The 26,007-nt window shown below is 64.1% G+C and carries 27 protein-coding genes; 8 read left to right on the top strand and 19 right to left on the bottom strand.

Features of this window, described 5'->3' with window-relative positions; all coding sequences use genetic code 11:
* Window positions 1-4 precede the first annotated feature (4 nt).
* Window positions 5-526 (top strand): DUF2937 family protein, encoded by a 522-nt coding sequence (locus CCOS864_RS21330; protein WP_115088251.1) that lies wholly within the window; start codon window positions 5-7, stop codon window positions 524-526.
* Here CCOS864_RS21330 and CCOS864_RS21325 read toward each other — a convergent pair.
* Window positions 523-1,434: a LysR family transcriptional regulator gene (locus tag CCOS864_RS21325; protein WP_095161866.1), complete on the bottom strand. Its 912-nt coding sequence runs from the start codon at window positions 1,432-1,434 to the stop codon at window positions 523-525. The two genes, CCOS864_RS21330 and CCOS864_RS21325, sit on opposite strands and share 4 nt — an antisense overlap.
* 142 nt (window positions 1,435-1,576) lie before the next feature.
* On the opposite strand from CCOS864_RS21325, the gene CCOS864_RS21320 reads away from it, so the two are divergent.
* From CCOS864_RS21320 to CCOS864_RS21305, 4 genes are read left to right on the top strand one after another with little or no spacing between them, the layout of a single operon-like run.
* Window positions 1,577-2,863, top strand: coding sequence for an MFS transporter (locus CCOS864_RS21320; RefSeq protein WP_095161868.1), 1,287 nt, complete (start codon window positions 1,577-1,579; stop codon window positions 2,861-2,863).
* Window positions 2,864-2,888: 25 nt separating this feature from the next.
* Window positions 2,889-3,641, top strand: coding sequence for a 5-oxoprolinase subunit PxpA (locus CCOS864_RS21315; RefSeq protein WP_095161870.1), 753 nt, complete (start codon window positions 2,889-2,891; stop codon window positions 3,639-3,641).
* On the top strand, window positions 3,638-4,342 hold the full coding sequence (gene pxpB / locus CCOS864_RS21310; protein WP_115088250.1) for a 5-oxoprolinase subunit PxpB: 705 nt from the start codon (window positions 3,638-3,640) through the stop codon (window positions 4,340-4,342). Before CCOS864_RS21315 ends, pxpB begins: the two co-directional genes overlap by 4 nt.
* Window positions 4,339-5,259 carry a 5-oxoprolinase subunit C family protein gene (locus CCOS864_RS21305; RefSeq protein ID WP_115088249.1) on the top strand — a complete coding sequence of 307 codons (921 nt, stop codon included), beginning with the start codon at window positions 4,339-4,341 and terminating at the stop codon, window positions 5,257-5,259. Before pxpB ends, CCOS864_RS21305 begins: the two co-directional genes overlap by 4 nt.
* Before the next feature lie 96 nt (window positions 5,260-5,355).
* Here CCOS864_RS21305 and CCOS864_RS21300 read toward each other — a convergent pair whose 3' ends face one another.
* The 3 genes from CCOS864_RS21300 to CCOS864_RS21290 form a co-directional block, all read right to left on the bottom strand.
* A complete protein-coding gene (locus CCOS864_RS21300; RefSeq protein WP_010223112.1) occupies window positions 5,356-6,534 on the bottom strand; it encodes a vWA domain-containing protein in 1,179 nt (392 codons plus the stop codon).
* A gap of 16 nt (window positions 6,535-6,550) precedes the next feature.
* Window positions 6,551-7,396 carry an AAA family ATPase gene (locus tag CCOS864_RS21295; protein WP_115088248.1) on the bottom strand — a complete coding sequence of 282 codons (846 nt, stop codon included), beginning with the start codon at window positions 7,394-7,396 and terminating at the stop codon, window positions 6,551-6,553.
* A gap of 138 nt (window positions 7,397-7,534) precedes the next feature.
* On the bottom strand, window positions 7,535-8,608 hold the full coding sequence (locus CCOS864_RS21290) for a DUF748 domain-containing protein (RefSeq protein WP_115088247.1): 1,074 nt from the start codon (window positions 8,606-8,608) through the stop codon (window positions 7,535-7,537).
* 130 nt (window positions 8,609-8,738) lie between these two features.
* Between CCOS864_RS21290 and cysK the strand changes: the two genes are divergently transcribed.
* The 3 genes from cysK to CCOS864_RS21275 all read left to right on the top strand — a co-directional run bounded on the left by cysK (window position 8,739) and on the right by CCOS864_RS21275 (window position 12,103).
* On the top strand, window positions 8,739-9,713 hold the full coding sequence (gene cysK, locus CCOS864_RS21285) for a cysteine synthase A (protein WP_115088246.1): 975 nt from the start codon (window positions 8,739-8,741) through the stop codon (window positions 9,711-9,713).
* A gap of 161 nt (window positions 9,714-9,874) precedes the next feature.
* Window positions 9,875-10,810 carry an aspartyl/asparaginyl beta-hydroxylase domain-containing protein gene (locus CCOS864_RS21280; RefSeq protein ID WP_115088245.1) on the top strand — a complete coding sequence of 312 codons (936 nt, stop codon included), beginning with the start codon at window positions 9,875-9,877 and terminating at the stop codon, window positions 10,808-10,810.
* Between the two features lie 402 nt (window positions 10,811-11,212).
* On the top strand, window positions 11,213-12,103 hold the full coding sequence (locus tag CCOS864_RS21275; RefSeq protein ID WP_115088244.1) for a DMT family transporter: 891 nt from the start codon (window positions 11,213-11,215) through the stop codon (window positions 12,101-12,103).
* A 39-nt stretch (window positions 12,104-12,142) separates the two neighbouring features.
* Here CCOS864_RS21275 and CCOS864_RS21270 read toward each other — a convergent pair whose 3' ends face one another.
* The 15 genes from CCOS864_RS21270 to CCOS864_RS21200 all read right to left on the bottom strand — a co-directional run bounded on the left by CCOS864_RS21270 (window position 12,143) and on the right by CCOS864_RS21200 (window position 26,006).
* Window positions 12,143-13,372, bottom strand: coding sequence for a hypothetical protein (locus tag CCOS864_RS21270; RefSeq protein ID WP_115088243.1), 1,230 nt, complete (start codon window positions 13,370-13,372; stop codon window positions 12,143-12,145).
* A 478-nt stretch (window positions 13,373-13,850) separates the two neighbouring features.
* Entirely contained in the window at window positions 13,851-14,810 is a 960-nt protein-coding gene (locus CCOS864_RS21265; protein WP_115088242.1) for a PDR/VanB family oxidoreductase, read from the bottom strand.
* A 3-nt stretch (window positions 14,811-14,813) separates the two neighbouring features.
* The gene (locus CCOS864_RS21260; protein WP_115088241.1) at window positions 14,814-15,251 is read right to left on the bottom strand and encodes a Rid family hydrolase; all 438 of its coding nucleotides are present in this window, start codon (window positions 15,249-15,251) and stop codon (window positions 14,814-14,816) included.
* On the bottom strand, window positions 15,251-16,282 hold the full coding sequence (locus CCOS864_RS21255) for an aromatic ring-hydroxylating oxygenase subunit alpha (RefSeq protein WP_115088240.1): 1,032 nt from the start codon (window positions 16,280-16,282) through the stop codon (window positions 15,251-15,253). Before CCOS864_RS21255 ends, CCOS864_RS21260 begins: the two co-directional genes overlap by 1 nt.
* Window positions 16,283-16,302: 20 nt before the next feature.
* Window positions 16,303-16,530 carry a recombinase-like helix-turn-helix domain-containing protein gene (locus CCOS864_RS21250; protein ID WP_115088239.1) on the bottom strand — a complete coding sequence of 76 codons (228 nt, stop codon included), beginning with the start codon at window positions 16,528-16,530 and terminating at the stop codon, window positions 16,303-16,305.
* Between the two features lies 1 nt (window position 16,531).
* The gene (locus tag CCOS864_RS21245) at window positions 16,532-16,849 is read right to left on the bottom strand and encodes a hypothetical protein (RefSeq protein WP_115088238.1); all 318 of its coding nucleotides are present in this window, start codon (window positions 16,847-16,849) and stop codon (window positions 16,532-16,534) included.
* 9 nt (window positions 16,850-16,858) lie between these two features.
* Complete coding sequence (locus CCOS864_RS21240; protein ID WP_115088237.1) at window positions 16,859-18,001, bottom strand: FAD-dependent monooxygenase; 1,143 nt, start codon at window positions 17,999-18,001, stop codon at window positions 16,859-16,861.
* Between the two features lie 13 nt (window positions 18,002-18,014).
* The gene (locus CCOS864_RS21235) at window positions 18,015-18,980 is read right to left on the bottom strand and encodes a VOC family protein (RefSeq protein WP_115088236.1); all 966 of its coding nucleotides are present in this window, start codon (window positions 18,978-18,980) and stop codon (window positions 18,015-18,017) included.
* Window positions 18,977-20,467 (bottom strand): aldehyde dehydrogenase, encoded by a 1,491-nt coding sequence (locus tag CCOS864_RS21230; protein ID WP_115088235.1) that lies wholly within the window; start codon window positions 20,465-20,467, stop codon window positions 18,977-18,979. Before CCOS864_RS21230 ends, CCOS864_RS21235 begins: the two co-directional genes overlap by 4 nt.
* A gap of 10 nt (window positions 20,468-20,477) precedes the next feature.
* Complete coding sequence (locus CCOS864_RS21225) at window positions 20,478-21,281, bottom strand: aspartate dehydrogenase (protein WP_115088234.1); 804 nt, start codon at window positions 21,279-21,281, stop codon at window positions 20,478-20,480.
* 10 nt (window positions 21,282-21,291) lie between these two features.
* Window positions 21,292-22,974, bottom strand: coding sequence for a thiamine pyrophosphate-binding protein (locus CCOS864_RS21220; protein ID WP_115088233.1), 1,683 nt, complete (start codon window positions 22,972-22,974; stop codon window positions 21,292-21,294).
* Window positions 22,967-23,767: an SDR family oxidoreductase gene (locus CCOS864_RS21215; protein ID WP_115088232.1), complete on the bottom strand. Its 801-nt coding sequence runs from the start codon at window positions 23,765-23,767 to the stop codon at window positions 22,967-22,969. Before CCOS864_RS21215 ends, CCOS864_RS21220 begins: the two co-directional genes overlap by 8 nt.
* Before the next feature lies 1 nt (window position 23,768).
* Window positions 23,769-24,596 carry an IclR family transcriptional regulator gene (locus CCOS864_RS21210; RefSeq protein WP_115088231.1) on the bottom strand — a complete coding sequence of 276 codons (828 nt, stop codon included), beginning with the start codon at window positions 24,594-24,596 and terminating at the stop codon, window positions 23,769-23,771.
* The gene (locus tag CCOS864_RS21205; RefSeq protein WP_115088230.1) at window positions 24,593-25,462 is read right to left on the bottom strand and encodes an alpha/beta fold hydrolase; all 870 of its coding nucleotides are present in this window, start codon (window positions 25,460-25,462) and stop codon (window positions 24,593-24,595) included. The genes CCOS864_RS21210 and CCOS864_RS21205 overlap by 4 nt, the downstream gene beginning before the upstream one ends.
* A gap of 4 nt (window positions 25,463-25,466) precedes the next feature.
* On the bottom strand, window positions 25,467-26,006 hold the full coding sequence (locus CCOS864_RS21200; protein WP_115088229.1) for a cupin domain-containing protein: 540 nt from the start codon (window positions 26,004-26,006) through the stop codon (window positions 25,467-25,469).
* Window position 26,007: the final 1 nt, after the last annotated feature.

Genomic DNA, 26,007 nt, shown 5'->3' with positions numbered 1-26,007 from the left:
GTCCATGTTCAGAAGTTACCTGCGCTTGCTGTTGTTTACCTGCGGTTTGCTGGTCGGGCTGCAGGTTCCGGGCTATATCGTCGATTACGGCCAGCGGGTCGAGGCGCACCTGCTCGAGTCCCGTGAGGGCCTCAAGGGCTTTGAAGACACCGCCAGACGTTTCTTCAACGGCGACCTGCAGGCGCTGGTGCGCCATTACCGCAGCAGCGACGATCCGGTGTTCACCAGCGATGCCAACAGCATTGAAAGCCTGCTGATCCGCAACCGCCAGTTCGAGCAGGAGTGGCAGATTCTCCAAGGCCCGTGGCTGGCAAAAACCTGGCATGTGCTGGCGGCCGCCAACCCGCAACTGCGCGAAGAAACCCTCAACGGCTATCGCTACCAGATCCTTCTCAACCCCGAAGCCCTGGCCTGGGGCCTGAGCTGCGCGCTGGTGCTGGCGCTGGTGGTCGAAAGCCTGCTGCTGTTGCTCGGCTGGGTGGCACTCGGCGGGCGACGCAAGGCCGTGCAGGAGAGCTGGCGCTAAACCAGCACGATGCGCTGCGGCCCGGCATCGCGAGCGTAGCGCTCCAGCACGTTGCGGCACAGCTGCACCACTTCATCGACCAGCTCGACGCCGGTCTGCCAGGCCACCACCAGCTCCAGGCTCGGTGGTTGCCGGGCCAGCGGCAACAGAATCAGTTCGCCACGGGCCAGCTCTTCGCTGACCAGCGCTGGCGGCAGGGCGCCGATACCAAAACCATCACGCAACAAGCGGGTAATCGCCGCCACCGAGTTCACGCAGTTCAGCCGTGGTGCGCCGACGCCTTCGGCCTGCAACAGGCTGAGCACTTCCTGGTGGGGCCGCGAGTTCTTCGAGAAGGTGATGATGCGCTCGCGGGCCAGGTCCGCCAGCGACGCGTAGTCGCGGTTGTAGATCGACTGGCTGGCGACGATCCAGCCCATGGGGTAGCGCGCCAGGTCCAGGCTGCGGATCGTTTCCTGGCGCAACAGGTCGGTTTGCAGAATCACATCGAGAAAGCCTTTTTGCAGCTGTTCGCGCAAGTTCAGTGCAGTATCGGCGACCAGTTCGATCTCCACCTGCGGGTAGCGCTCCATCAGCTCCGAGACCAGCGGGCTCATCCAGGTGTGGATCACCGTGTCCATCACGCCGATGCGAATCCGCCCGACCTTGGCCCGGTCGCTGTCCAGCGATTGCTTGAGGGCCTTGGCGGTATCGAGCATCTGTTCGGCGTATTCCAGCACCTTGCTGCCTTCCGGGGTCAGGCTCACGCCCCGTGAGTCGCGCAGCAGCAACCTGACCCCGAGGTCGGCCTCCAGCGCGGCAATGCGGCTGGAGATCGAGGCCTGGGTGGTGAAGAGTTTTTCGGCGGTCAGGCGAAAGCTCTTGAGCCGGGCGACCCAGACGAAGGTTTCGAGGAATTTGAGGTTCATGGCGCGCTCACTGATCAAGTTTTTCTTATGCCAGACAGCTGGTTTTTCTCGTTGGACGACAACCCGCACCCGTCGAAAAATGATCCTCAGGCCGCGACACATGTTGTCGTCGTTAAAACAATACCAACAAGCTGAGGCAACCATGAACCCATCGGGCGTGCAGCAACAGGTCAAAGCCAGGTCAGTGGCGGGGCCATTCGACTGGTACCGCAACATCAACAAGCAGGAACGCCGGACCTTCTGGAGCTGCAAGATCGGCTACGGCCTGGATGGCATGGACACGCAGATGCTCAGCTTCGTCATCCCCACCCTGATCGCCCTGTGGGGCATCACCACCGCCGAGGCCGGACTGATCCACACCAGCACCCTGATCGCCTCGGCCCTCGGTGGCTGGATTGCCGGTATCCTCTCTGACCGTATCGGCCGCGTGCGCACCCTGCAACTGACAGTGCTGTGGTTCGCGTTTTTCACCTTCCTCTGCGGCTTTGCCCAGAACTACGAACAGCTGCTGATTGCCCGCACCCTGATGGGCTTTGGCTTTGGCGGCGAGTGGACGGCTGGCGCGGTGCTGATCGGTGAAGTGATCCGCGCCCAGGACCGCGGCAAGGCGGTGGGCATGGTGCAGTCCGGCTGGGCCATTGGCTGGGGCCTGACGGCGATCCTGTATGCCGTGCTGTTCTCGCTGTTGCCGCCCGAAGACGCCTGGCGTGCGCTGTTCCTGCTGGGCATCGTGCCAGCGGTGTTCGTGATTTTCGTCCGGCGCCTGGTCAAGGACCCGGAGATCTACCAGCAGGCCAAGGCTGCGCAAAAGACCGAAGCGCCTTCGCACTTCTATGAAATCTTCGCCCCGGGCATGCTCTTCACCACCCTTCGCGCCTCGTTGCTGACCACCGGCGCCCTGGGCGGTTACTACGCCATCACCTCGTGGCTGCCGACCTTCCTCAAGAACGAGCGCGGCCTGAGTGTGCTCGGCACCGGTGGCTACCTGGCGATGGTGATCTTCGGCTCCTACATCGGCTATGTGATCAGCGCCTACCTGACCGACCTGCTGGGGCGCAAAAAGAACTTCATCCTGTTTGCCGTCGGCTCGTTCATCATTGTCCTGCTTTACACCCAGCTGCCGGTCAGCGACGGCGTGATGTTGTGGCTGGGCTTCCCACTGGGCTTCTTCGCCTCGGGGATCTTCAGCGGCATGGGCGCGTTTCTCACCGAACTGTTCCCCACCCGCATCCGCGGCTCGGGCCAGGGCTTTTGCTACAACATCGGCCGTGCCCTGGCAGCGTTCTTCCCGCTGCTGATCGGCCTGCTCAGCCAGAAGATCCCCCTGGGCCTGGGCATCGGCGGATTTGCCGCGGTGTCCTACGGAGTGGTAATTCTGGCAGCACTGAGCCTGCCGGAAACCCGCGGCAAAGAACTAGAAGCCCAATGAGGCCGAGCCTGAAGGAGTGTCAGTCGTGAGCCGCCTGCTATTGAATTGCGATATGGGTGAAAGTTTTGGCAGCTGGACCATGGGCCTGGACGCCCAGGTCATGCCCTATGTTGATTGCGCCAACATCGCCTGCGGCTTCCACGCCGGCGACCCCGGCATCATGCGCAAGACCGTGGCCCTGGCCGTGGCCAGCCAGGTGCGCATCGGCGCCCACCCCGCCTACCAGGACCTGGCTGGCTTCGGCCGCCGCTCCATGGCCTGCAGCGCCGAGGAAATCCGCGACCTGCTGCATTACCAGATCGGCGCCCTGGACGGCATTTGCCGTACCCAGGGGACGCAGGTTGCCTACGTCAAACCCCACGGCGCGCTGTACAACGACATGATGGCCGACCCGCTCAAGCTGCGTGCCGTGCTGGAAGCGGTGGCCGCCTATGACCGGCAGTTGCCGCTGATGCTGATGGCCACCGCCGACAACAGCGCGGCCCAGGCCCTGGGTGATGAGTACGGTGTGACCCTGTGGTTCGAGGCCTTTGCCGACCGCGCCTATGACGCCAGCGGCCACCTGCTGTCGCGGCGCTTGCCGGGGGCGGTGCACCACGATCCGGCGGTGATCGTCGAGCAGGCCCTGCGCCTGGCCCGGGGCGAGCCGCTGATTGCCAGCGATGGCAGCCCGTTGCAGTTGCAGGCTCATACCCTGTGCGTGCATGGCGACAACGACAGCTCGATCGCCGCTGTACGGCAGATCCGTCAGGCCCTTGATGCCCAGGCGGTGCCATGAACTACCGTATTGAGGTGGTGGCCATCGACTGCCTGATGGTGCGCCTGTTCGACCGCATCGACGAAAGCAACATGCCGTGGATGCTCGCCGCCAGCCAGCGCCTGCGCAGCGCTTTTGCCGAGCGCCTGGTTGATCTGGTGCCGTCCTATACCACGCTGATGGTGCATTTCGACCTGCTCCAGGTATCACCAGCCGTGGCACAGGCGTGCATCCGTGAAGCGCTCAACGACCTGCAAGCGGACGCTGGCAGCGGTGGCCGTGAGCATGAGATCCCGGTGTGGTACGACCTGAGCGTCGGCCCGGAGCTGAAGCTGCTGGCCGAGCGTTGCAACACAACGGTGGCAGACATCATTCGCCGCCACAGCGAGCGTGAATATCAGGTGTTCGCCCTTGGCTTTGCCCCCGGCTTCGCCTTCATGGGCCTGGTCGAAGAAGCACTGGCCGCGCCGCGCCTGGCCACCCCGCGCAAACGCGTGGCGGCCGGCAGTGTCGGGATTGCCGAGCGGCAGACCGCCGCCTATCCAGCGGTTTCCCCTGGTGGCTGGAACCTGATCGGGCGCACCCCGAGCAAACTCTTTGACCGTCAGCGTGAGGGCTACAGCCTGCTGCAGCCAGGCGATCGGGTACGTTTCGTCGCTGTCGAGCGCGCGACCTTCATCAACCTGGGCGGCGACGATACCCCGCTGGAGGCACAGGCATGAGCCGCTTGTCGATCGAGGCCAGCACGCCGCTGTGCCTGTTGCAGGATGCCGGGCGCTTTGGCGTGCGCCACCTGGGCGTGACCCAGGGCGGGGCGCTGGACTGGGTGTCGATGCGCTGGGCCAACTGGCTGCTGGGCAATGGGCCTGGGGCCGCCGTGGTCGAGGTCACCCTCGGTGGCTTCAGCCTGATTGCCGAGCAGGACTGCTGCCTGGCCCTGGCCGGTGCCGACCTGGACGCACGGCTCGACGGCCAGCCGCTCAAGCCCTGGCGCAGCTTCAGCATGAACAAGGGCCAGCGCCTGCGCTTGAATGCGCCGTTGCACGGTGCCCGTGCCTACATCGCCGCGCCGGGTGGCTTCAAGGCGCCGCAGGTGCTGGGTAGTTGTGCCAGCGTGGTGCGCGAGGAACTGGGCGGGCTGGATGGCCTGGGTTCGCCGCTGGCCAAGGGCCAACAGCTGGAATATGGCGGTGCGGCACCGGCGCCTAAAGAAGTGCCGGAGGCGTTCTGGCCGGACTTTACCGACAGGTTGCCGCTTGATCTGCTGTTGGGGGCGCAGATCGGCGACTTCAGCGGTATGAGCCTGTTCGAAGCGTTCAACCGTGACTGGACCCTCGACAGCCGGGCCGATCGCATGGGCATTCGCCTGTTGGGGCCGGTGTTGCAGTATCAGGGCCCGGCGATGATCTCTGAAGGTATCCCTTTAGGCGCGGTGCAGGTGCCGCCGGACGGCCAGCCGATCGTGCTGCTCAATGACCGTCAGACCATTGGTGGTTATCCACGCCTGGGCGCGTTGACGCCGCTGGCCCTGGCGAGGATGGCGCAGATGCTGCCGGGGAGTGTGGTGCGGTTTCGGCCGGTGGTGCAGGAGATTGCGTGGCTTGAGCAGCGGGCGTTTCTTGAAAGGTTTGTTGGCTGAGAGGGCCTCATCGCTGGCAAGCCAGCTCCCACAGGTGAATGCAAACCTCTGTGGGAGCCGGCCTTGCCGGCGATGGGGCGCGTAGCGGCCCCGTGTCTACTTGGACAAAAACCGCATCCCTTCCTCCAGCCCGCGCAAGGTCAGCGGAAACATCCGGTCCTCGACCAGCTCGCGAACGATGTTGGTCGAGGCCGTATAGCCCCAGGTGTCCTTCGGGTAGGGGTTGATCCAGATGAGCTTCTTGTACTTCTCCATGAAGCGCTGCATCCACACGTAACCGGCTTCTTCGTTCCAGTGCTCGACGCTGCCGCCCGGCTGGGTGATTTCATAGGGCGCCATGGCCGCGTCGCCGACGAACACCACCTTGTAGTCGGCGCCGTACTTGTGCAGCAGGTCCAGGGTCGAGGTGCGCTCCGAGGTGCGGCGCAGGTTGTTCTTCCACACCGACTCGTAGACGAAGTTGTGGAAGTAGTAATACTCCAGGTGCTTGAACTCGGTCTTGCAGGCCGAGAACAGCTCTTCGCAGATCTTCACGTGGGCGTCCATCGAGCCGCCGATGTCGAACAGCAGCAGCAACTTGACGCTGTTGCGCCGCTCCGGGCGCATCTGGATGTTGAGCAGGCCGGCATCGCGGGCGGTGTGGTCGATGGTGCCGTCGATATCCAGCTCTTCGGCCGCACCCTGGCGGGCGAACTTGCGCAGCCGGCGCAAGGCCAGCTTGATGTTGCGCGTGCCCAGTTCGACCTGGTCGTCGAGGTTCTTGTACTCGCGCTGGTCCCAGACCTTGACCGCCTTGCCCTGGCGCTTGCCGGCATCGCCGACGCGGATGCCCTCGGGGTTGAAGCCGCCCGAGCCGAACGGGCTGGTGCCGCCGGTGCCGATCCACTTGTTGCCGCCGGCATGGCGTTCCTTTTGCTCTTCAAGGCGCTTCTTGAACTCTTCGATCAGCTTGTCCAGCCCACCCAGGGACTGGATCTGCGCGCGCTCCTCGTCAGTCAGCGAGCGCTCGAACTCCTTGCGCAGCCAGTCTTCGGGAATCAGCGCTTCCAGGTGCCGGTCGAGGTTCTCCAGGCCCTTGAAGTAGGCCGAAAACGCCCGGTCGAACTTGTCGAAATGGCGCTCGTCCTTGACCAGGATGGCCCGCGACAAGTAGTAGAACTCGTCCATGTCGGCAAAGGTCACGCGCTGCTTGAGGGCATTGAGCAAGTCGAGCAGTTCGCGCACCGAAACCGGCACCTTGGCCGCGCGCATTTCATTGAACAGATTGAGCAGCATGGCTATTGCTCCCGGCTCAGCGGTTACCGCGACGGCTCATGAAGGCCAGGCGCTCGAGCAACTGCACGTCCTGTTCGTTCTTGACCAGGGCCCCGGCCAGCGGCGGGATGGCCTTGGTCGGGTCGCGTTCGCGCAGCACCGCTTCGCCGATGTTGTCGGCCATCAGCAGCTTGAGCCAGTCGACCAGCTCGGAGGTGGACGGCTTTTTCTTCAGGCCCGGCACCTTGCGCACGTCGAAGAATACGTCCAGCGCTTCGCTGACCAGGTCCTGCTTGATGTTCGGGTAGTGCACATCGACGATCTGCTGCAGGGTGGTGCGGTCGGGGAAGGCGATGTAATGGAAGAAGCAGCGGCGCAGGAAGGCGTCCGGCAGCTCTTTTTCGTTGTTCGAGGTAATGATGATGATCGGGCGCTGCTTGGCCTTGATCGTCTCGTCGGTCTCGTAAACGTAGAACTCCATCTTGTCCAGTTCCTGCAACAGGTCGTTGGGGAACTCGATGTCGGCCTTGTCGATCTCGTCGATCAGCAGAATGACCCGCTCTTCGGACTCGAAAGCCTCCCAGAGCTTGCCTTTCTTCAGGTAGTTGCGCACGTCATGAACCTTGTCGACGCCCAGTTGCGAGTCACGCAGGCGGCTGACCGCGTCGTACTCGTAGAGGCCCTGGTGGGCCTTGGTGGTCGACTTGATGTGCCAGGTGATCAGCTTGGCGCCAAAGGATTCGGCCAGTTGCTCGGCAAGCATGGTCTTGCCGGTGCCCGGCTCGCCCTTGACCAGCAGCGGCCGCTCCAGGGTGATCGCCGCGTTGACCGCCAGTTTCAGGTCGTCTGTAGCGACATAAGCGCTGGTGCCTTCGAACTTCATGAACCGATCCTCTAACGTAGCGCCGGGGGTACATGGCCCCTGGCGGAAAAATTGTCATGCACGACTATAACGCGGGCTCCGGGCGACTGGGAACGCAGACGGCCCATTCAGTCTCTGAATGGACCGTCACTCGGTGACTCAGTCAGCCTTGGGCGGTGGCTGTTCATAGCGGGAGTTGAAGGCCTGGACGAAGCCGTTGCGTAATATCTGCAAGAACGCCTCGAAGGCGCTGATATCGCTTTTATGCACGCTGCCGCTGAGTTCCACGCGGGTAGCGAACTGGTTCTTGCGCTGGTTCTTCAGCACGGTTTCACCGCCGCCGACCAGGGCTTCCCAGATCGAGCGGAAAAAGCCCTTGTCCTTGCTTTCTACGTCCTGTTGCCAGTTGAACACATCGACGTCGCGCAGCAGCGGCTTGATGTAGCCTTTGAGCCGGCCTTTCTCGGCTTCGGCCTCGATCACCAGGTCGCCATGGCCGGCATTGAAATCAAACTTGCCGTAGGCACTGGCAAAGTCGTTGAGTCGGCGCAGTTCAATACCGGTGGCGCGCAGGCGGAATCTGAAGTCTTGGAAATCGCTGAAGGGGTCGAAGGTGGCGCTGCTTTCGACGCTGGCATCGCCCAGCAGGCGGGCCTTGCCGTCAAAGGTGGCATCGCGCCGGCCCTTGCGGTCCTCGACGTTGGTCAGGTTGCGAATGCTGGCGTCGAGCTGGGTGGCCTTGAGGTTGACCGGCGGTTTGGAGTTGAAGTTGCGAAAGCTCAGGATACCGTCGTCGATGCGCACTTCGTTGAGGGTGATCGGCAGCAGTTTTTCCAGCTGCTGGCGCCAGTCGGTGCCTTGACCGGTTTGCGAGGTCTGCTTGCTGGTGCCGTCGACGAAATTCAGTTGTGGCTTGAGGAAGATCACTTCAGCCACCACTGCCTGGTCGTGCCACAGCGCATGCCAGCTGACCGACAGGTCGATCAACGGTGCCTCCAGGAACGGCACCGGGACCTTGCCGCTGGTCTTGACGATGTTCAGGCCGTTGATCTTGTAGGCGCCGCGCCACAGCGCCAGGTCGACGTCGGTGATCTGCCCGCGGTAGTCGCCCATGTCGGCGAGTTTATCGTTGAGGTAGTTGCGCACCAGCACCGGCAAGGTCAGGTGCAGGGCCAGCAGCAACAGGGCGATGCCTAAAAGCCCCCACAAGGGCCAGCGGTAGCGGCGTTTCATCGGCGGCGGTTTCCGGCAAGGTGGTGATCGGTTGACCCCTGTCAGTTGCAGGGGTTCGCCGGTTGTGGACGCACTGGCGTTGCAGGCTTACCCTTGAAGTTTTCCGCCTGGTGCATAAAAGGACCCCGCCATGAGCCGCATCTTTGCTGACAACGCGCATTCCATCGGCAATACACCGCTGGTGCAGATCAACCGCATCGCCCCGCGCGGGGGGACCGTGCTGGCCAAGATCGAAGGGCGCAATCCCGGGTATTCGGTCAAGTGCCGGATCGGCGCGAACATGATCTGGGACGCCGAAAGCAGCGGCAAACTCAAGCCGGGCATGACCATCGTCGAGCCCACCTCGGGCAATACCGGCATCGGCCTGGCCTTTGTCGCCGCTGCCCGTGGCTACAGGCTGCTGCTGACCATGCCGGCATCGATGAGCATCGAGCGGCGCAAGGTGCTCAAGGCCCTGGGCGCGGAACTGGTGCTCACCGAGCCGGCCAAGGGCATGAAAGGCGCTATCGAAAAGGCCAACGAGATCGTCGCCAGCGAGCCGTCGGCGTACTTCCTCCCTGGCCAGTTCGAAAACCCGGCCAACCCGGCGATCCACGAGAAGACCACGGGCCCTGAAATCTGGAACGACACCGATGGCGCGGTCGATGTACTGGTGTCCGGCGTCGGTACCGGCGGCACCATTACCGGCGTGTCGCGCTACATCAAGCAGACCCAGGGCAAGGCGATCCTGTCGGTAGCGGTCGAGCCGATCGTATCGCCAGTGATCACCCAGGCCCGCGCCGGTGAAGAGATCAAGCCCAGCCCGCACAAGATCCAGGGCATTGGCGCCGGTTTCGTGCCGAAGAACCTCGACCTGTCCCTGGTGGACCAGGTCGAGCTGGTCAGCGACGAAGAGTCCAAGGCCATGGCCCTGCGCCTGATGCAGGAGGAGGGCATCCTCTGCGGCATTTCCTCCGGGGCGGCCATGGCCGCGGCGGTGCGCCTGGCGGAAAAACCGGAGATGCAAGGCAAGACCATCGTCGTGATCCTGCCGGATTCCGGCGAGCGTTACCTGTCGAGCATGCTGTTCGCCGACCTGTTCACCGAGCAGGAAACCCAGCAGTAAGTCGCGGCGGTGCTGATCCTGGGCAATAACCGCCAGCGTCGATTGTTGCACAATCCTTGACACTGAATCCCGGCCCCGCAGGTTTTCACCGGGGCCGGATCGGTTAATATGTTCGATTAATCCGGCAGTGATGGCCTGATCGAAATTCCAAGGAGTGTTGCATGACCTTTTCCTTTGTCGCCAAGGCAGGTGTACTGCTGCTGTTTTTCGGCAGCACGCTGTATGTACACCTGCGCGGCAAGGCGCGTTTGCCAATGTTGCGCCAGTTCGTCAACCATTCGGCGCTGTTCGCCCCCTACAACGCCCTGATGTACCTGTTTTCCGGTGTGCCGTCCAAGCCGTACCTGGACCGCAGCCGCTTCCCTGAACTCGACGTGCTCAAGGACAACTGGGAAGTGATTCGCGAAGAGGCCATGCACCTGTTCGACGAGGGTTATATCCGCGCCGCCGAAAAAGACAACGACGCCGGTTTCGGTTCGTTCTTCAAGAAGGGCTGGAAGCGTTTTTACCTGAAGTGGTATGACAAGCCGCTGCCCTCGGCCGAGGCGCTGTGCCCGAAGACCGTCGAGCTGGTCAACAGCATCCCCAACGTCAAGGGCGCGATGTTCGCCTTGCTGCCTGGCGGCAGTCACCTGAACCCGCACCGTGACCCGTTCGCCGGTTCCCTGCGCTATCACCTGGGCCTGTCGACACCGAACTCCGACGACTGCCGGATCTACGTCGATGGCCAGGTGTATGCCTGGCGCGACGGTGAAGACGTGATGTTCGACGAAACCTACGTGCACTGGGTGAAGAACGAAACCGAGACCACCCGGGTGATCCTCTTCTGCGACGTCGAGCGGCCGCTTAACAGCCCGCTGATGACCCGCATCAACCGCAAGGTCAGTGCCTTCCTCGGCCGCGCCACCGCGCCGCAGAACACCGACGAAGAACGCGTTGGCGGGATTAACCAGGCCTATGCCTGGAGCAAGCGTTTCAGCAATGTCATCAGCAGCCGCGTGAAGCAGTTCAAGCGAGCCAATCCCAAAGCCTACCGGGTGTTGCGACCGGTGCTGGCGGTGGTGGTTGCCTACCTGCTGTATCGCTGGTTGTTCTGATTGTTTCGGGCCGCTTTGCGGCCCATCGCCGGCAAGGCCGGCTTCCACAGTGGATCTGCATTCACCACCGACTTGCCAGCCTGAAACAGGCTGGTCTATAGTCACCCCACTTCACCTCACCGAAGACCTGCTCATGCCAGCTTCCTGCCTATCCACCGTATTCGCTACCGCGCCTGACGCGGTTGTCGTTGTGCGCGGGATTCAGCAGCCGGCCATGATCAGTCACTACCCCCCACCTGTCAGTAGCGTGGTCGTGTGCAGCGTTGCACCGCCAAGCGTGGTAGTGCTGGGCTAAGCGGCCAATCGCTGCGTCCCCACACACCTGCACCCTACTGAATACGGTTGGCTGCCCCTCGCGGGTGGCACCGTTCGGCTTATCTGCCCGAATTACAGGTGGCATTCATGTCTGTTTTATCGAAACAATCCGTGGCCTCGGCGGCCACTACCAGCCTGTTCGTCCTGCTCTGGAGTAGCGGGGCGATCGTCTCCAAGCTTGGCTTGGCCCACGCCAGCCCCTTTGCCTTCCTGCTGCTGCGTTCGGCCCTGGCCCTGGCGGGCCTGCTGTTGCTCAGCCCGTTGCTCAGATTGCACTGGCCGCGCACCCGCCCGGCGGTGTTGCAAGCACTGGCCACGGGTTGCGTGTTGCTGGGTGCCTATCAGATCTTCTACCTGCTGGCGCTCAACACCCACGTCACTCCCGGGGTCATGGCCACGGTCATGGGCGTGCAACCGATCCTCACCGTGGTGCTGATGGAGCGTCAGCGCTCCTGGAGCCGGCTGTTCGGCCTGGGCCTGGGCTTGAGCGGCTTGATCATGGTGGTCTACCAGGGCATCAACCTCGGCGGTGTGTCGCTGGGCGGCATGTTGTTTGCCTTGCTGGCGCTGATGAGCATGACCTTTGGTTCGATCATGCAAAAACGCATCACCAGCAACCCCATGGGCACCTTGCCGCTGCAGTACCTTGCCGGGCTGTTGATGTGTGCAGTGTTCGCACCGTTTCAGCCGCTGCAGGTGGAGCTGACCGACAGCTTCATTGGCGCCTTGTTGTGGATGGGACTGGTGGTGTCGCTGCTGGCGACCTTGCTGCTGTACCGGCTGATCGCCAAGGGCAATCTGGTCAATGTCACCAGTCTGTTCTACCTGGTGCCGGCCGTCACTGCGGTGATGGACTACCTGATCTTCGGCAACCGTCTGGCGGCACTCAGCTTGCTGGGCATGGGGCTGATCGTCATTGGCCTGCTGTTCGTGTTTCGCAAGCCGGCTGCCGCACAGGCGCAACTGCAAGCTGACTAGCACTGCAGGCCGCCCGGCACAACGCCGGGCGGCCTGCCCTCAGAAGTAGTAGCCGATGTTGATGTTGGTGCGGTAGTACCAGTCGTTGCTGCCGACCGAGTTGGTGTTGGTCCAGCCCGTGCCGTTCTCGGCGCCGCCGAAGGGGTTGGCGTTCTTCGCCCAGGTGAAGTCGACCCAGGCCATGATCGGCATGGCCAGAAACTGCGCGCCCACGGTAAACATCTGCGAATCATCCCAGCCGCTTTTGTCTTTCATCATGCGGCTGTAGTCGTTGTACACCTTGATCTTCTTCAACTGGCCCAGGCTCGGGGTGAAGATGTCGTAGCCGACGTTGATCGAGCCGATGGTGGCCTTGGAGGCGATCAGGTAGGCCGGGGTCAGGCCGTTGCCGCCCATCAGCACCGAGTCATTGCTGACGCCGTCGGGGTTCTCTGGATCGTATTCGTAACGTATGGCCTGGCTGGTCACGGTCCAGTTGCCGGCGTTGACGATCGCATGCACGCCGCCTGCCCAGTAGTCGCCATCGTCACGGGTAGTGGCGTTGTACAGTTCGGCCGCCGCCAGCGAGGCACCGATTTCAGTTTTCCAGCCGTCACCGGTAAAAGTCCGGGCGACCCGGGCATTGACCTGGTTGCGCTTCTCGTTGTCCTGGCGCGACTGGGTGAAGGCCACGGCGTTGTCGTCGAGATCGCTATAACGGCCGACTTCCGGCGAGTAGCGAATGCCGCTGGGCAGCATGCGCGGGAAGTAGCCCAGTTGCAGGTCCCAGTCCTTGTCCTTGTAGCTGTATTTCAGGCCCGTGCCGGCGCTGACGCCATAGCCCATGAAAAACGGGATGTGGTAACTCCAGCCAAACTGCGGGTACGGCTCAAGGCCAAAGGGTTTGAACGGCGCGCCCAGTTGCACGTTGGAATTGGTATTGAAGCGATAACCGACGTAGCCGCGGTCGATCGAGCGCTTGCCATCATCCTGGAACCAGTAGCCGACATCGCTGAACAGTTGTTTGTGGGTGGCCTGGACATCCAGGCGGAACGTATCAAAGAGGAAACGCCCGTTGTTCTCGGTGGTGTCCCAGTGTTCATCGCGGTAGTTGACCCGCAGCGCGCCGCCGATATCCAGCGAACTCTGGCCGTCGTCACTGCGCCAGGCAATGTGCGGGAATGGTTTTTTCACTGCTGGCGGCTGGTCCGGCGCCGCAGGGCCGGGCTCGGAAGCGAAACTGGCGGCGCTGCTGATGATCAGGCCCAGGCTTATCACGTACTTGTTCATATCAATGCCCCGCAAGGTTGAGCAGTTTCTGTGGGCAACAGCTGTCCGCCGCCTTGAGCAAGGCGTTAAGCGAGAGTCAGCGGTGGCGCATCGGTGGGTTTTTTATTGTTTTATAGGTGGTACGTTGTTTTTATATTTGAACTCGAGAGGGAAAGAGCAGGAACTGTGCCAGTGCGGATAAACGGTTTGTTGTCAGATAAATATCATGTAAAACAATTATTTATATCTGAAACACATGAAGTTGTGCCGTGGGTGGAACAGGCCGGGATTTAAGTAACAGCAGTGGGCAATGGCAGTGCGGTTTAACTGCACAGCGCGCGTTGACAGTGCGTGGGTTGTTTTATCAATGAATAAGTAATTGACTGTTTTGGGGCCGCTTTGCGGCCCATCGCTGGCAAGTCCAGCTCCCACAGGTCCTGAAAGCCGCGCAAAAAAAACCGGCACACCCGGTGCCGGCCAATTGCGCGTGTTGCAACAGTTACAGGTCAAGCACCATGCGCCGGCTCTTGCAGCCCGACACACAGACCATCATCGATGTATTCGCCGCCCGTTCGGCCTTGGTCAGTACACCATCGCGGTGGTCGATATCACCCTCCAGCACCCGGGTCTCGCACGAGCCGCATACACCCTCGCGGCAGCTGTATTCGATATCGCAACCGGCTTCGAGCAGCACATCGAGCAGGTTCAATCCGGGCTCGATGTTCAGCGTCTTGCCGGACTTTTTCAGCTCGACGCTGTAGCTGTCCTGGGCATCTTCCGAAGGCGGCAGCTCGGCGGCGGTGAAGCGTTCGATGTGGGCATGGGGGTAGCCCAGGCTTTCGCAGGTGCTCTCGAAGGCATCGAGCATCGGCGTCGGGCCGCAGCAGTAGAAGTGCGTATCACTGGGCTGCCCGGCCAGGTAGTGAGCCAGGTCCGGCACCGCGTTCTTCTCGTCGTTGAAGTGGTAGAGCACCTTGGCATCGACCCCGCTGAGCTCTTCCAGTAGCGCCGCTTCCTTGCGTGAGCGGGCGCAGTAGACCAGCTCGGCGGATTTACCCAGGGCCAGCAACTGGCGAAACATGCAGTAGATCGGCGTGATGCCGATACCCCCGGCCACCAGCACATTGTGGCTGGCGTGCGGGTCGAGGGCGAAGTTGTTGCGTGGCGGCGAGATGTTCAGTTGCGTGCCAACGCGCAGTTGCTCATGGACGAACGCCGAGCCGCCGCGGCTGTTGCGATCACGCAGGATGCCGACCACATAACGGCCCTGGTCGCTCGGCGAGTTGAGCAATGAATAGCTGCGCACCAGGCCGTTGGGCAGGTGCAGGTCGATGTGCGAGCCGGCTTCGAACGGCGCGAACACGGTATCGCCCCACGGGCGCAGTTCGACGCTGATGATGCCTTCGGCTTCGTGGCGCAGGGTGTGCACCAGCGCGGTGATGGTAGAGGAGTTGGACATCGGTCACCTCAATGGCGCAGTGCGCAAGTCAATGTCGAGCCGGGCGCTGGCTTCGATTTCCACCAGCAGTTCAGGGAACACCAGGGCGCTCACTGCAACCAGGGTGGAGGTGGGGTAGCAGGCAAAACCTGTGAAGAAGTCGCGGCGGGCGCGACCCACTTCGTCCTTGTCGGCAATGTCGGTGAGGTACACCGTCAGCCGATAGATATTGCCGATGTGGCCGCCTGCCGCTTCCACCAGTGCCCGGGCCTTGTCCAGCACCACCAGGGTCTGCTGGTAAGCACCCAGTGGCGTGCCGCGCTCGACGGCCTGACGGGTGGCGGGATGACCGGTCATGCCGGACATCACCAGGTCGTTGCCGAGCAGCAGGGCGTTGGACCAACTGGCACTGGCCGGCTCGGTCAAGCCCTGGGCCTGGATACGTTGTACGGCCAGGTTCATCACAGCTGTTTCGCTTCGATCAGCGCCAGTTGTTCCTTGGCCTTGCCTTTCAGGTAGCGGCGCAGGCGCACCACACCCAGGTCATGCTGGTAGAGGTTCTCGCGCTGGTTGGCGTCGTACTCCATGAACTCCAGCAGCACCCGGTCCTGTTCCAGCACCGCCCAGTGACGGGCTTCCAGGCGGTTCTTGTAGAGGAAGCGCCAGGTGTCGCGCTGCCAGCCGGTCAGTGGCCGCGCGCGCCAGTGGAACACCGCCGACAGGCTGCGGCTGCTCGGGGTGTAGCTGCCGATGATGGTGAAGTTGCCGCCCGGGCCGCCGGTCTTCGGGTAAGGAATTTCCAGGCGCAGCCAGTGGCAGCCGTTGTCGAGGAATTCGGTCCAGTCGAAGTTGACCCCACGCTGGCCTTCCTTCTCGAAGAAGAAACCCTGCTCGGTATCGCGAGTGACGAACTTGGCGGTGGCTTCGCCTTCGCTCATCGAGTGCGACATCTTGTGCAGGTAGGTGCCGTGCATCGGGTCCATGACGTTGTCGAGCACGTAGCGGTAATCGCCTTGCCACTCGGTGTAGCAGAGGAAGCTGCTCCACTCGGGCGAAGTCAGCTGCTCGGGCAGCACCAGTTCCGGCGGGGTGTCCAGGTGCGGCTCGGTAGCGTTGAAGAGGAAGATCGCCCCGGCCGCTTCACGGGTGTGAAACATGCGCGTCGGGCGGCTGCCTTCGAGCTTGCAGCCCGGGCTGCCGGGGACCTTGGTCACGGTACCGTCGCAGCGTACTTCGACGCCGTGGTACGGGCACTGCAGGCGGTCGCCCAGCACCGGGCCCTGGGACAGCGGCGCGCCACGGTGCGGGCAGTGGTCTTCGAGGGCATGCACGCTGCCATCGTTGTCGCGCCACAGGGCGATCTTGTAGCCCAGGCGGCGCACCGACACCGGCTTCTCGCCAAGCAGCTGCGAGGGCAACACAGGAAACCAGAGGTCTTTGAGGCCGTTGGCCAGGTGGTTCTCAACAGGATCGACGGTGAATTGCATATTCATCTTGTTTTACCTCCGGCGGGTCATGCGCCCAGCCGCGCCATCAGGGTTTTATAGGAATCTTCGGTCCACTCGCCACTGGTCAGCGGGCAGGGCGGCCCGGCCAGGTTCAGGTGCGCCAGCAATTCGGGCAGTTGGGTCACGCCGTTGCCGTAGGCGCGCTCGATGGAGTCGCCGAGCAGCTCCTCGAACGGGGTGTTGGGCCGTTTGCGCGCCTGATGGGGCTCCAGGTACGGTTGGTTGTTGCTCATGTCATTGACCTCCATTGCGGACCCGTTCGCGGATCATTTCGCGGACCGGGACAAAGTCGTACGTCGGATAGCATTCGGTGCGGAACACGCCCCAGGCGGCGCGCTCCAGTTCCACATTGACCTTGCCGAGCAGGCTCGGCGGCAGGCGCAGGGTGACGATCTGGCCCAGGCCCATGGCCACGGTCCAGGACACCAGCTCGACGCCAGCAGGCGGGAAGCTGTCCCACCAGCCCATCGTTTTCATGTGCGCCTGGATCTCTTCCAGGTTCTTTGACTGGTCGTGCTTGAGCAGCACCGTCAGTTGCATCGTTTCGCTCATGTTCAGGCCTCAGGCGGCGCTGGCGGTGGGCACGGCCCAGGCGTCATAGCCGTAGACCCAGTCGGCGTTGCCGCCGGCCTTGAGCCACTGGTTGCCGCGCGAACCGATCTGGATCTGGCTGGTACGCTCCAGGCGTGCCAGCTGATAACCCTGCAGCGCGCTGGCGATCTGCGCAGGGCTGTTTACGTTCTGCAGATGACGGGCCAGCACCACCGCATCCTCGATGGCCTGGCCGGCGCCCTGGGCCATGAACGGCATCATCGGGTGGCAGGCATCACCGAGCAGGGTGATCGCGCCTTCGGACCAGTACGGCAGCGGGTCGCGTTCGTACAGCGCAGTCTTGAGGACATCGTCGCAGGCGTCGAGCAGGGCCCGGGCGTCGGCGTGGAAGTCCTGGTAGTGGCTGCGCAGCTCGGCGGCGTCACCGGCGGTGGTCCAGGACTCCAGGTGCCAGCTGTCCTGGGCGGTGGTGGCGAAGATGAAGATGTCGCGGCCCTGGTTCAGCGGGAAGGTGACGATCTGGCTCTGCGGGTTCGGCCCCCACCATTTGGTGAAGGCCTGGATGTTCGGCACCTGGGCCACACGGCTGGCCGGGACCACGGCGCGGTAGGCGACCACGCCGGTGAAGCGTGGCTGCTCTTCACCGAACAGGGCGTTGCGCACCACCGAGTGAATGCCGTCGGCGCCGATCAGCAGGTCGGCACGATGGTGGCTGCCATCCTTGAAGCGCAACTCGACGCCGCTGGCATCCTGCAGCACCTGTTCGGCGCGCTTGGCGAACTGCACGTTCTGCAGCGGGAACACTTCGGCCAGGGCGGCCAGCAGGTCGGCGCGGTGGATGGTCAGTTGCGGGGCGCCATACTGGCTTTCGGCGGCATCGGCCATCTCCAGGCGCGAGGTTTCTTCGCCTGTGTTCCACAGGCGGCTGATGCGATGGGTGGGGCGCGCTGCCGGGATACGCACGGCCGGGCCTACACCGAGGCCGTCGAGGGCGCGCACGGCATTGGGCGTGAGGTTGATGTCGGCACCAACCCGCAAAAACGCTTTGGACTGTTCGAATACCGTGACCTGGTGACCGGCCTGGCGCAGGGCAATGGCGGCGGTGAGGCCGCCGATGCCGGCACCGTTGATGGCAATGTTCAGCGAAGACATGGACGACTCCTGCTCAGGGTTTGGGTTTGTCGGTAAGGAACTTGCCTTGCGGCGCCTCGACATGCTGCTGACGCCGGGTATTGCCATCGATGCCGCCGGCAATCGCCCATTCGGCAAACACCGTCGGGCCCGGTTCGAACTCGCGCGGCTGCCATTCGCCGGTCAGTTGGTCTTCGTCGGCGTAGTACTCGACCAGGGCGCCGGCCGGGTTCTTGAAGTACCAGAAGAACGCCGACGACACCGGGTGGCGGCCCGGGCCGATCTCGGTGGCCCAGCCACTGCGCGAGATGTGCATGCCGCCGCCAAACACTTCGTGCAGGTCGCGCACGGTGAAGGCCACGTGGTTAAGGCCGGCCCGTGGCGCGGGCAGCTGGAGCATGAACAGGTCGTGGTGGCCACCTTCCTCGGCGGTGCGCAAGAACGCGCCGCGATTGGGGTAGCGGTCCGAGGCCTGGAAGCCGAAGCGCTCGTGGTAGAAGGCTTCGCAGGCATTCACATCCTTGACGAAGAACACCACGTGGCCGACTTCGATCGGCGTGGCGCGCTCGTAGACCGGCGCCGGCTTGTTGATCCGGCCCTTGGTCTGCCAGGTGTTGTGGCCGCTGCACTCGATATCCAGCGCGCGCTTGCGGGTCACCTGCAGGCGGATCGCCAGGCCGTTGGGGTCGGTGCAGCCGATGCGCCCGTTACCTTCGACAAAGCCCGGGTCGTTGGCGATGCGCTGGCTGTACAGGGCCAGATCGGCTTCGCTCTCCACGCCCCAGACCACTTCGCGCACGGTCGAGCCCGGCTCGATGGCCGCTGGCAGGCCGGCCTTGTTGATGTCGGCCAACACCACCCGGCAGCCGTTGAGGGTTTCGAAGATCACCTCGTCGGCCTGTTCGCTGACCTTGTCCAGGCCCCAGTCGCTGAAGAAGCGCACGCAGGTGGCGAGGTCTTCGACGCCGTAGGTGACTTCATCGATGCCCAATACGCTCATGGCCTTGCCTCCGCACCGGCCCAGGCCAGTGGTTGTTCGTTCATGCCCCAGTAGAGGCTTTTCTGTTCCATGTACTGCAGGATCCCCAGGCGGCCCTTTTCGCGGCCCAGGCCGCTGTCACGCCAGCCGCCGAACGGCGTGGAAATGGAGAACTGCTTGTAGGTGTTGATCCACACCGTGCCGGCCTGGATCTTGCGGCCCAGGGCCCAGGCGCGCTTGTAGTCGCGGCTCCAGATGCCGGCGGCGAGGGCGTAGAGGCTGTCGTTGGCCTGCTCGATCAGCTCGGCTTCGCTGTCGAACGGCAGGGCCACCAGCACCGGGCCGAAGATCTCTTCCTGGCAGGTCTGCTGGTTGTTGCCCAGGCCTTCGAGGATGGTCGGCGGGTAGAAGTAGCCTTGATCGTAGATGCCGCCGCTGGGGCGCTGACCGCCGAGCAGCAGGCGACCGCCTTCGGCCAGGCCGAGAGCGACATAGCGCTCCACCGACTCGCGGTGCGCGGCGCTGATCAGCGGGCCCATCTGCGTCGATTCGTCAGCCGGGTCACCCAGGCGCAAACGCGCTGCCCCGGCCACCAGGCGCTGCATGAACGGCGCATACAGGGCGCGGGCGACGAACAGCCGCGAACCGGCAATGCAGGCCTCGCCCGAGGAGCTGAAGATGCCGTACAACACTCCGGCCACGGCGTGATCGAGGTCGGCGTCATCGAGGACGATGGTCGGCGACTTGCCGCCCAGCTCCAGCGACACCGGCATCATCTTGTCGGCGGCGATATGGGCGATGTGCTTGCCGGTTTTGGTCCCGCCGGTGAACGACACACGCTTGATCAGCGGGTGCTGCGTCAGCGCATCACCGAGCAGTGAGCCCTTGCCCGGCAACACGCTGACGAGGCCCTTGGGCAAACCTGCTTCTTCGCAGATCTGTGCCAGTTGCAGGGCCAGCAGCGGGGTGATTTCCGCCGGCTTGATCACTACGGCGTTGCCGGCGGCCAGGGCCGGGGCGACCTTTTGCGCTTCGCTGGCGATCGGCGAGTTCCACGGGGTGATGGCCGCCACCACGCCCATCGGCTCGTAGACGCTCATGCTGACAAAGTCGCCGCGCGACGGGGTGATGGTTTCTTCCAGGGTTTCGCAGGCGGCGGCGAAGAACTGGAAGGTACCGGCGGCGCTGGCCACCAGCGCCCGGGTTTCATTGATCGGTTTGCCGTTGTCCTGACGCTGCAATTGCGCCAGCTCTTCGCTGCGCTGGCGGATCAGCTCGGCGATGCGGTACAGCACTGTGGCGCGTTCGTGGGGCTTGCGCTGGGCCCAGCCGCTGTTGAGAAACGCCTGATGGGCGCCTTGCACGGCGTCTTCGACATCCTCGAGGCTGGCGGCGTTGAGCCAGGCCACCGGCTCGCCCGTGGCCGGGTAGCGCGTGGCGTAGCGCTCGCCACCGCCCAGGCGCCAGGTGCCGGCGACGCAGATAGGTAAAGTCTGTTCCAGAGTCATCGTCGTTCCCCTAGATGGAAATGGCATGGGCGTGGTTGCCCAGGGCACGGACCACGCTGTAGACGGTCAGCGCCGAGGTCTTCGGGTTGGCCTGCAGCGGCTTGCCGCGCAGGCTCATCTCGAAACCGCCGAAGGCGCCACGGGCTTCGAAGTGGTGCACGTTCTCTTCGCTGAGCGGGTCGGCAATCAGCGTCACCCGCGTGCGGTCCAGGCCCAACCCGGCCAGCGACAGGGTGGCGGCGACATTGGCGTTCTTCGGGTACAGGCGTGCTGCCTCGCGGGCGCTGCCTTCGAAGATCACCGTGGCCTGGTCGATGGCGTCCAGGTCGCAGACCTGCTCGCCCGGGGTATTCTTCCAGGCCCTGGCCGGTTTGCGGCCGGTGTAGTCGACCGAATCCAGGCCACCGACCTTGGCCGCCGACAGCGCATCGATGCCGCCGATGGCGCCGGGCAGCAGCTCGATGCGGGTGTTGCCACGGGCGGCGGCAGCCTCCAGGCGTTCGACCAGGCCCAGCTCCGACAGGGCCCCGACCGAGACGATCAGGCAGGCGATGCCGCGCTCCAGCGCCGGCAGTACGTGTTCCTCGATCGCCTTGTGCCCGGCGCACTCCACCAGCAGGTCCGGGCGGGCGTCGGCGGGCAGGGCGGTGAGCACCTGCGGCGGGCGCTTGAAGCTGGCCAGGCGCTGCTCTACCAGGGTTTCGGAGCCGGCCGAGGCGATCACATGCTCGACGCGCAGCTGCGGGTCGTTCTCCAGCAGTTCCAGCACTGCGACGCCAATGGCACCGCAGCCGATCATGGTGATATTGAGCATCTTCAAGTCCTCAGGCCGTGGCTTTCTGGGCTTTGGTTTCGCTGTTGGGCGGGCCGGCGAACTGGGTGGCAAAGCCGCCGACGCTGAGCATGTCGACTTCCAGCAGGAACGGCCCGCCCTGGCTCAGGGCGTTGTCCAGCACCGGGCCGAAGTCCTTGAGGTCGCTGACCAGGCCATGGCGCAGGCCGATGGACTCGGCGAGCTTGGTGTAGTCCGGGGTGTGCAGTTCGACATAGGCGTGGCGGGCGCCGTAGATGGCGTCCTGGATGTTGCGAATCACCCCGTAGCGCTGGTCGTTCATCAGCAGGATCACCACGTTGGCTTTCTCCTGCACCAGGGTCGCCAGCTCACCGAGGTTGAGGATGAAGCCGCCGTCACCGGCCAGGGCGAAGACCTTGCGCTGCGGGTCGGTTTCCGCCGCAGCCACCGCCGCGCCGATGCCCATGGCCAACCCTTGGCCGATGCCACCGCCGAGGGCGTGCACGCCGGCCAGCGGGTGGTAGAGGTTGAGCAGGCGGTTGCCCCAGATGCTGTTGGACAGGGTCACGTCGCGCACCCAGGAGAAGTTGCGCCCGGTCAGCCCTTGCAGCTGTTCGACCATCGCCGAGTACGGGCCGAGGTCGGCCACCAGTTGCGCGCGGGACTGCGTGCGCACCGCCTTCAACTCGTCGATGAAGTTCGGGTCGATGTTCAGCCGGCCTTCAAGCCGATCAGCCAGGCCATCGAGGGCCAGGGCCGAGTCGCCGCAGATGAACAGTTCGCTGGAATAGCTGCGTCCTTCGATGGCCGGGTTGGCGTCGATGCGCAGGGTGGTGCGCGGCAGCTTCAGGGCGTATTTGAAGGTCTCGTTGCTGCGCAGGCGCGAACCGGCTACCACCAGCGCATCGCAGCTTTGCAGGAAGCCTTCGACCAGCTTGTTCTGCGAGAAGGCGCCGAGGCAGCGCTCGTCGTCTTCGTTGACCACGCCGCGACCCTGGGTCGAGGTGATTACGCCGACACCCATGTCCAGCAGGCGCTTGACCTGCGCGCCGGCGTGGCGGGCGCCGCCGCCGAGCCAGAGCAGCGGGCGGGTGGCGCTGGCCAGGCGTTCGGCGACCAGGTCCAGGGCTTCAGGCGCCGGCACGGCAACCGGGATCGGCAGCGGCGACAGGTCGGTCGGCATCGGGATGAAGGTCGACTGGATATCGATCGGGATCTCGACGCTGACCGGGCCGGTCGGTGCGGTGAGGGCGGTCTGCACGGCGAGCTTGAGGGTGCTCAGCGCGGTCTCGACACTGCGCACGCGAAAGGCCGCCTTGGACACGGCCTTGAGCATGGTCAGCTGGTCGCGGGCTTCGTGGATGTAGGCAAAGTCCTGGTCCAGGTACGGCGTTTCGATCTGCCCGGTGATGTGCAGCAGCGGCGTGCCGGCGGTCAGTGCTTCGACCAGCGCACCGGCAGCGTTGCCCGCAGCGGTGCCGGTGGAGGTCAGGCACACGCCCAGGCCACCGGTGGTGCGGGCATAGGCATCGGCCATGTTGGTCGCCCCGGCTTCACCGCGGGCCATGACGAAGCGGATGTTGCCGCGCACGGCGAAGGCATCGAGGATCGGCATGTTGTGGATCGAGATCACGCCGAAGGCGGCCTTGACCTCGCATTGTTCGAGGAACGCGGTGATGGCAGCGCCAACGGTGACAGTGTTTTCATTACGCATGGCGGGACAGGCCTCCAGAAACATCGATATGGCTGCCAGTGGTGTAAGCCGACAGGGGCGAAGCCAGGAACAGGATTGCTTGGGCAGCCTCTTTGGGCAGCCCCAGGCGACCCAGGGGAATGTGTTTGCGTTGTGCCAGTTGTGCGGTCCATTGCGACCAGTCGAGGCCGCGCTCTTCGCGGGCCTCAAAGCGCCGGCGCCACTGGCCGGACTCGACCAGGCCGATGAGGATGCCGTTGACCCGGATGCCTTGTTCGGCGAACTCGGTGGCCATCGAGCGCACCAGGTTCTTCAGCCCGGCACGGGCCGCCGAGGTGGCGACCATGTGCGGCTCCGGCTGGCTGGCCAGCAGCGAGTTGACGCAGACGATCGAGGCACCGGCCTGGCCTTGCAGTTGGGGGAGGAAGGCGCGCACCGGGTAGATCACCGAGAAGAATTTCAGTTGCAGCTCTTCGCTCCAGGCTTCGTCGGTGGTGTCGGCGAAGGTCGAGACCCGGCCTTGCCCGGCGTTGTTGATCAGCACCTGGGCCGGGCCCAGCGCGGCCAGGCTGGCGGCGGCGAAGGCCTGCACCGACTGGCTGTCGAGCACGTCGCAGACCTGGGCCAGCAAACGCGCCTCGGGGAAGCGCTCGCGCAGCCGTGCTTCGGCACTGTCCAGGCGCTGTTGATCACGGCCGCAGAAGGCCACCGCGGCGCCGGCTTCGAGCAGTTGCTCGACGCAAGCCAGGCCAATCCCGGAGGAGCCGCCGGTGACGATGGCGGTGCGCCCTTGCAGTTGATAGAGGTTGCTCATGTCAGTCCCTCATCAGCGCGGTGACGCGGCTGGAGCCTGCGTGCGGGGTGTAGTTGAGCAGGCGCGACAGCTCGTCGGCACTGCCACGGACATGGCCGAGTAAGCCGTCAAAATTGATGTGACCAACCTGCACGGTGGGAATGGTCACGCCCATCGCGGCAACCACCCGGCCACTGTGATCGCGCACCGGGGCGGCGATGGTCGAGATCGACGACTCGAAGAAACCTTCGCCGCTGACATAGCCGCGCTGACGGTCGCTTTGCACCAGGTCGAACAGCTCCAGCACGGTTTTCGGCGTGCACGGCGAGTGCTGTTCCAGATGTTCTTCCGGGTACAGCTCGCGCAGCTCGGCCAGGCTCAGGTCTTCGAGCAGGATGCGTCCCAGCACGGTGGCGTGGGCCGGCAGGCGGGTGCCGACGTTGACGGCGCTGGAGAACACCGACGGTGGCGAAACCTTGGCCACGTAGACGATCGAGCGACCGTCACGCACCACCAGGTTGCTCGGGTAATTAAGGTGATCGCACAGCCGCGCCAGCAGCGGCTGACCGAGCTCGGTCAGTTCCAGCGAGGCCAGGTATTCGAAGCCCAGGCGCAGTACCGACATGCCCAGGCGGTACTCGTTGCCGCTGCGGGTGACGAAGCCCATGGTTTCCAGGGTGGTCAGCAGGCGGAAGATGGTCGAGCGCGGCAGCTCCAGACGCCGCGCCAGTTCCGGTGCGGTGAGGGTGCGGTTTTGCCGGCTGAATTCACAGAGCAGCAACAGGCCGCGCTCAAGGCCGGGGACGATGTACTTGTCCTGGTTGTCTTTCAACAGATCCGAATCATTCATAGCGCAGTACCTGTCAGGGAGTCTTCGAGGGCCAGGGCCAGGCGCCCTGCCACCGCGTCGGGTTGTTCGATGGGGCTGGCGTGGCCGGCCTCGGCAATCAGCGCAAAACTGGCGCCCAGGGCCTTGGCCAGGGCCTGGCAGTCCTCAGGGCGGGTGATGCTGTCGGCGGCGCCGCAGTAAACGTCGCAGGGCACGGCCAGGGCGGCGTAGCGCAGCAGGTCATCGCCGCACAGCAGCTCGATGGCCTGGCGATAACCCTGGGGCAGCAGGCGCGCCATGTTCCATTGCACCCAGGCGCGGGCATCGCTGCTGGCCGTTGGCGAGAGCATGTGGGCGCTGCGCTGGCGGGCCATCTGGCTGATGCCCAGCTGTTCGAGGTTGTGCAGGCGCTGGCTGCGCACCTGCCGGGCCTGCTCGGCCCGGGCCGGGTCGCCATAGCCGCGGGCCGGGCTGATCAGCACCAGGCGGCGCACCCGTTGCGGCTGCCGATGGGTCAACGCCGCGGCGCTGAGAGCGCCCAGGGAATGGCCGACCAGCACGCAGTCGTCGATGTGCAGCGCGTCGAGCAATTGCAGCAGGCGCCGGGCATAGTCCGCCGCTTGCGGTGCAGGGGCGGCCAGCGGGCTTGAGTCGCCATAGCCCGGTGCATCCCAGGCAATCACCCGGGCGTGGGGGCTCAGTTGCAGCGCCACCTGCAGCCAGGACGCAGCGCCCGAGCCAATGCCATGCAGCAGCACGATGGCAGGCCCGTGCCCGGCTTCGCGGATCGCCTGGGCGCCGCCGGCCAGTGGCACCAGGCGCTGGGGAAAGCGCTGCTGCAACTGGGCCTCAAGGGCGGCGAGCGCGTGATCGGTGGCGTGCAACATGGGCTTAACCGCGCTTGATCGAGGCCAGCGGGTGCGCTGGCGGGTAGGTCGGGGTGACCGGCTTTTTCGCGCCGAGCATCACGCACATCAGCGCGTCTTCATCGCCGATGTTGATCTCTTCGCGGTACACGCCCGGCGGTACCGAAATCAGGTCGCGGTCGGTGAGCACGGTTTCGAAGCGCTCGCCGTCTTTCTCGATGATCACCTTGAGCTTGCCGCGCAACACGAAGAACACTTCCTCGACGTCGGTATGGATATGCGGCGGGCCTTCATGGCCGGCCGGGATGACCATGGTCGAGAAGGTGAAGTTCTCCGACGGGATGGTGTTCATGTCGCTGTTGACCCCGGTGCCCCCGGTGCCGACGTAACGCATTTGCGCGCGGCGGAACTTGGGGTCGTAGTCGGCCTGGAACTTCAGCGCATCCCAGTCGTACTTGCGGGTTTCATAGCGGGCGATGCGGGTCTGCATCCAGCCAGCCAGGTCCGAGCCTGCGGGTTGTTCCCAGGTCTTTGCAGCGTTGTTGTGTACGGATAGGTCGGTCATG

It is taken from the genome of Pseudomonas wadenswilerensis (assembly GCF_900497695.1).
In the GTDB taxonomy this organism is placed as follows: domain Bacteria; phylum Pseudomonadota; class Gammaproteobacteria; order Pseudomonadales; family Pseudomonadaceae; genus Aquipseudomonas; species Aquipseudomonas wadenswilerensis.
This window is presented reverse-complemented; position numbering and strand designations above follow the sequence as displayed.

Coding starts and splice junctions, on each gene's coding strand:
- CCOS864_RS21230 (WP_115088235.1), bottom strand. CDS start 20,467: ATGACTCTGGAACAGACTTTACCTATCTGCGTCGCCGGCACCTGGCGC.
- CCOS864_RS21280 (WP_115088245.1), top strand. CDS start 9,875: ATGACCTTTTCCTTTGTCGCCAAGGCAGGTGTACTGCTGCTGTTTTTC.
- CCOS864_RS21325 (WP_095161866.1), bottom strand. CDS start 1,434: ATGAACCTCAAATTCCTCGAAACCTTCGTCTGGGTCGCCCGGCTCAAG.
- CCOS864_RS21235 (WP_115088236.1), bottom strand. CDS start 18,980: ATGAGCGTATTGGGCATCGATGAAGTCACCTACGGCGTCGAAGACCTC.
- CCOS864_RS21265 (WP_115088242.1), bottom strand. CDS start 14,810: ATGTCCAACTCCTCTACCATCACCGCGCTGGTGCACACCCTGCGCCAC.
- CCOS864_RS21290 (WP_115088247.1), bottom strand. CDS start 8,608: ATGAAACGCCGCTACCGCTGGCCCTTGTGGGGGCTTTTAGGCATCGCC.
- CCOS864_RS21245 (WP_115088238.1), bottom strand. CDS start 16,849: ATGAGCGAAACGATGCAACTGACGGTGCTGCTCAAGCACGACCAGTCA.
- CCOS864_RS21220 (WP_115088233.1), bottom strand. CDS start 22,974: ATGCGTAATGAAAACACTGTCACCGTTGGCGCTGCCATCACCGCGTTC.
- pxpB (WP_115088250.1), top strand. CDS start 3,638: ATGAACTACCGTATTGAGGTGGTGGCCATCGACTGCCTGATGGTGCGC.
- CCOS864_RS21305 (WP_115088249.1), top strand. CDS start 4,339: ATGAGCCGCTTGTCGATCGAGGCCAGCACGCCGCTGTGCCTGTTGCAG.
- CCOS864_RS21205 (WP_115088230.1), bottom strand. CDS start 25,462: ATGTTGCACGCCACCGATCACGCGCTCGCCGCCCTTGAGGCCCAGTTG.
- CCOS864_RS21210 (WP_115088231.1), bottom strand. CDS start 24,596: ATGAATGATTCGGATCTGTTGAAAGACAACCAGGACAAGTACATCGTC.
- CCOS864_RS21275 (WP_115088244.1), top strand. CDS start 11,213: ATGTCTGTTTTATCGAAACAATCCGTGGCCTCGGCGGCCACTACCAGC.
- CCOS864_RS21250 (WP_115088239.1), bottom strand. CDS start 16,530: ATGAGCAACAACCAACCGTACCTGGAGCCCCATCAGGCGCGCAAACGG.
- CCOS864_RS21225 (WP_115088234.1), bottom strand. CDS start 21,281: ATGCTCAATATCACCATGATCGGCTGCGGTGCCATTGGCGTCGCAGTG.
- CCOS864_RS21320 (WP_095161868.1), top strand. CDS start 1,577: ATGAACCCATCGGGCGTGCAGCAACAGGTCAAAGCCAGGTCAGTGGCG.
- CCOS864_RS21200 (WP_115088229.1), bottom strand. CDS start 26,006: ATGACCGACCTATCCGTACACAACAACGCTGCAAAGACCTGGGAACAA.
- CCOS864_RS21260 (WP_115088241.1), bottom strand. CDS start 15,251: ATGAACCTGGCCGTACAACGTATCCAGGCCCAGGGCTTGACCGAGCCG.
- CCOS864_RS21300 (WP_010223112.1), bottom strand. CDS start 6,534: ATGCTGCTCAATCTGTTCAATGAAATGCGCGCGGCCAAGGTGCCGGTT.
- CCOS864_RS21255 (WP_115088240.1), bottom strand. CDS start 16,282: ATGAATATGCAATTCACCGTCGATCCTGTTGAGAACCACCTGGCCAAC.
- cysK (WP_115088246.1), top strand. CDS start 8,739: ATGAGCCGCATCTTTGCTGACAACGCGCATTCCATCGGCAATACACCG.
- CCOS864_RS21295 (WP_115088248.1), bottom strand. CDS start 7,396: ATGAAGTTCGAAGGCACCAGCGCTTATGTCGCTACAGACGACCTGAAA.
- CCOS864_RS21215 (WP_115088232.1), bottom strand. CDS start 23,767: ATGAGCAACCTCTATCAACTGCAAGGGCGCACCGCCATCGTCACCGGC.
- CCOS864_RS21330 (WP_115088251.1), top strand. CDS start 5: ATGTTCAGAAGTTACCTGCGCTTGCTGTTGTTTACCTGCGGTTTGCTG.
- CCOS864_RS21270 (WP_115088243.1), bottom strand. CDS start 13,372: ATGAACAAGTACGTGATAAGCCTGGGCCTGATCATCAGCAGCGCCGCC.
- CCOS864_RS21240 (WP_115088237.1), bottom strand. CDS start 18,001: ATGTCTTCGCTGAACATTGCCATCAACGGTGCCGGCATCGGCGGCCTC.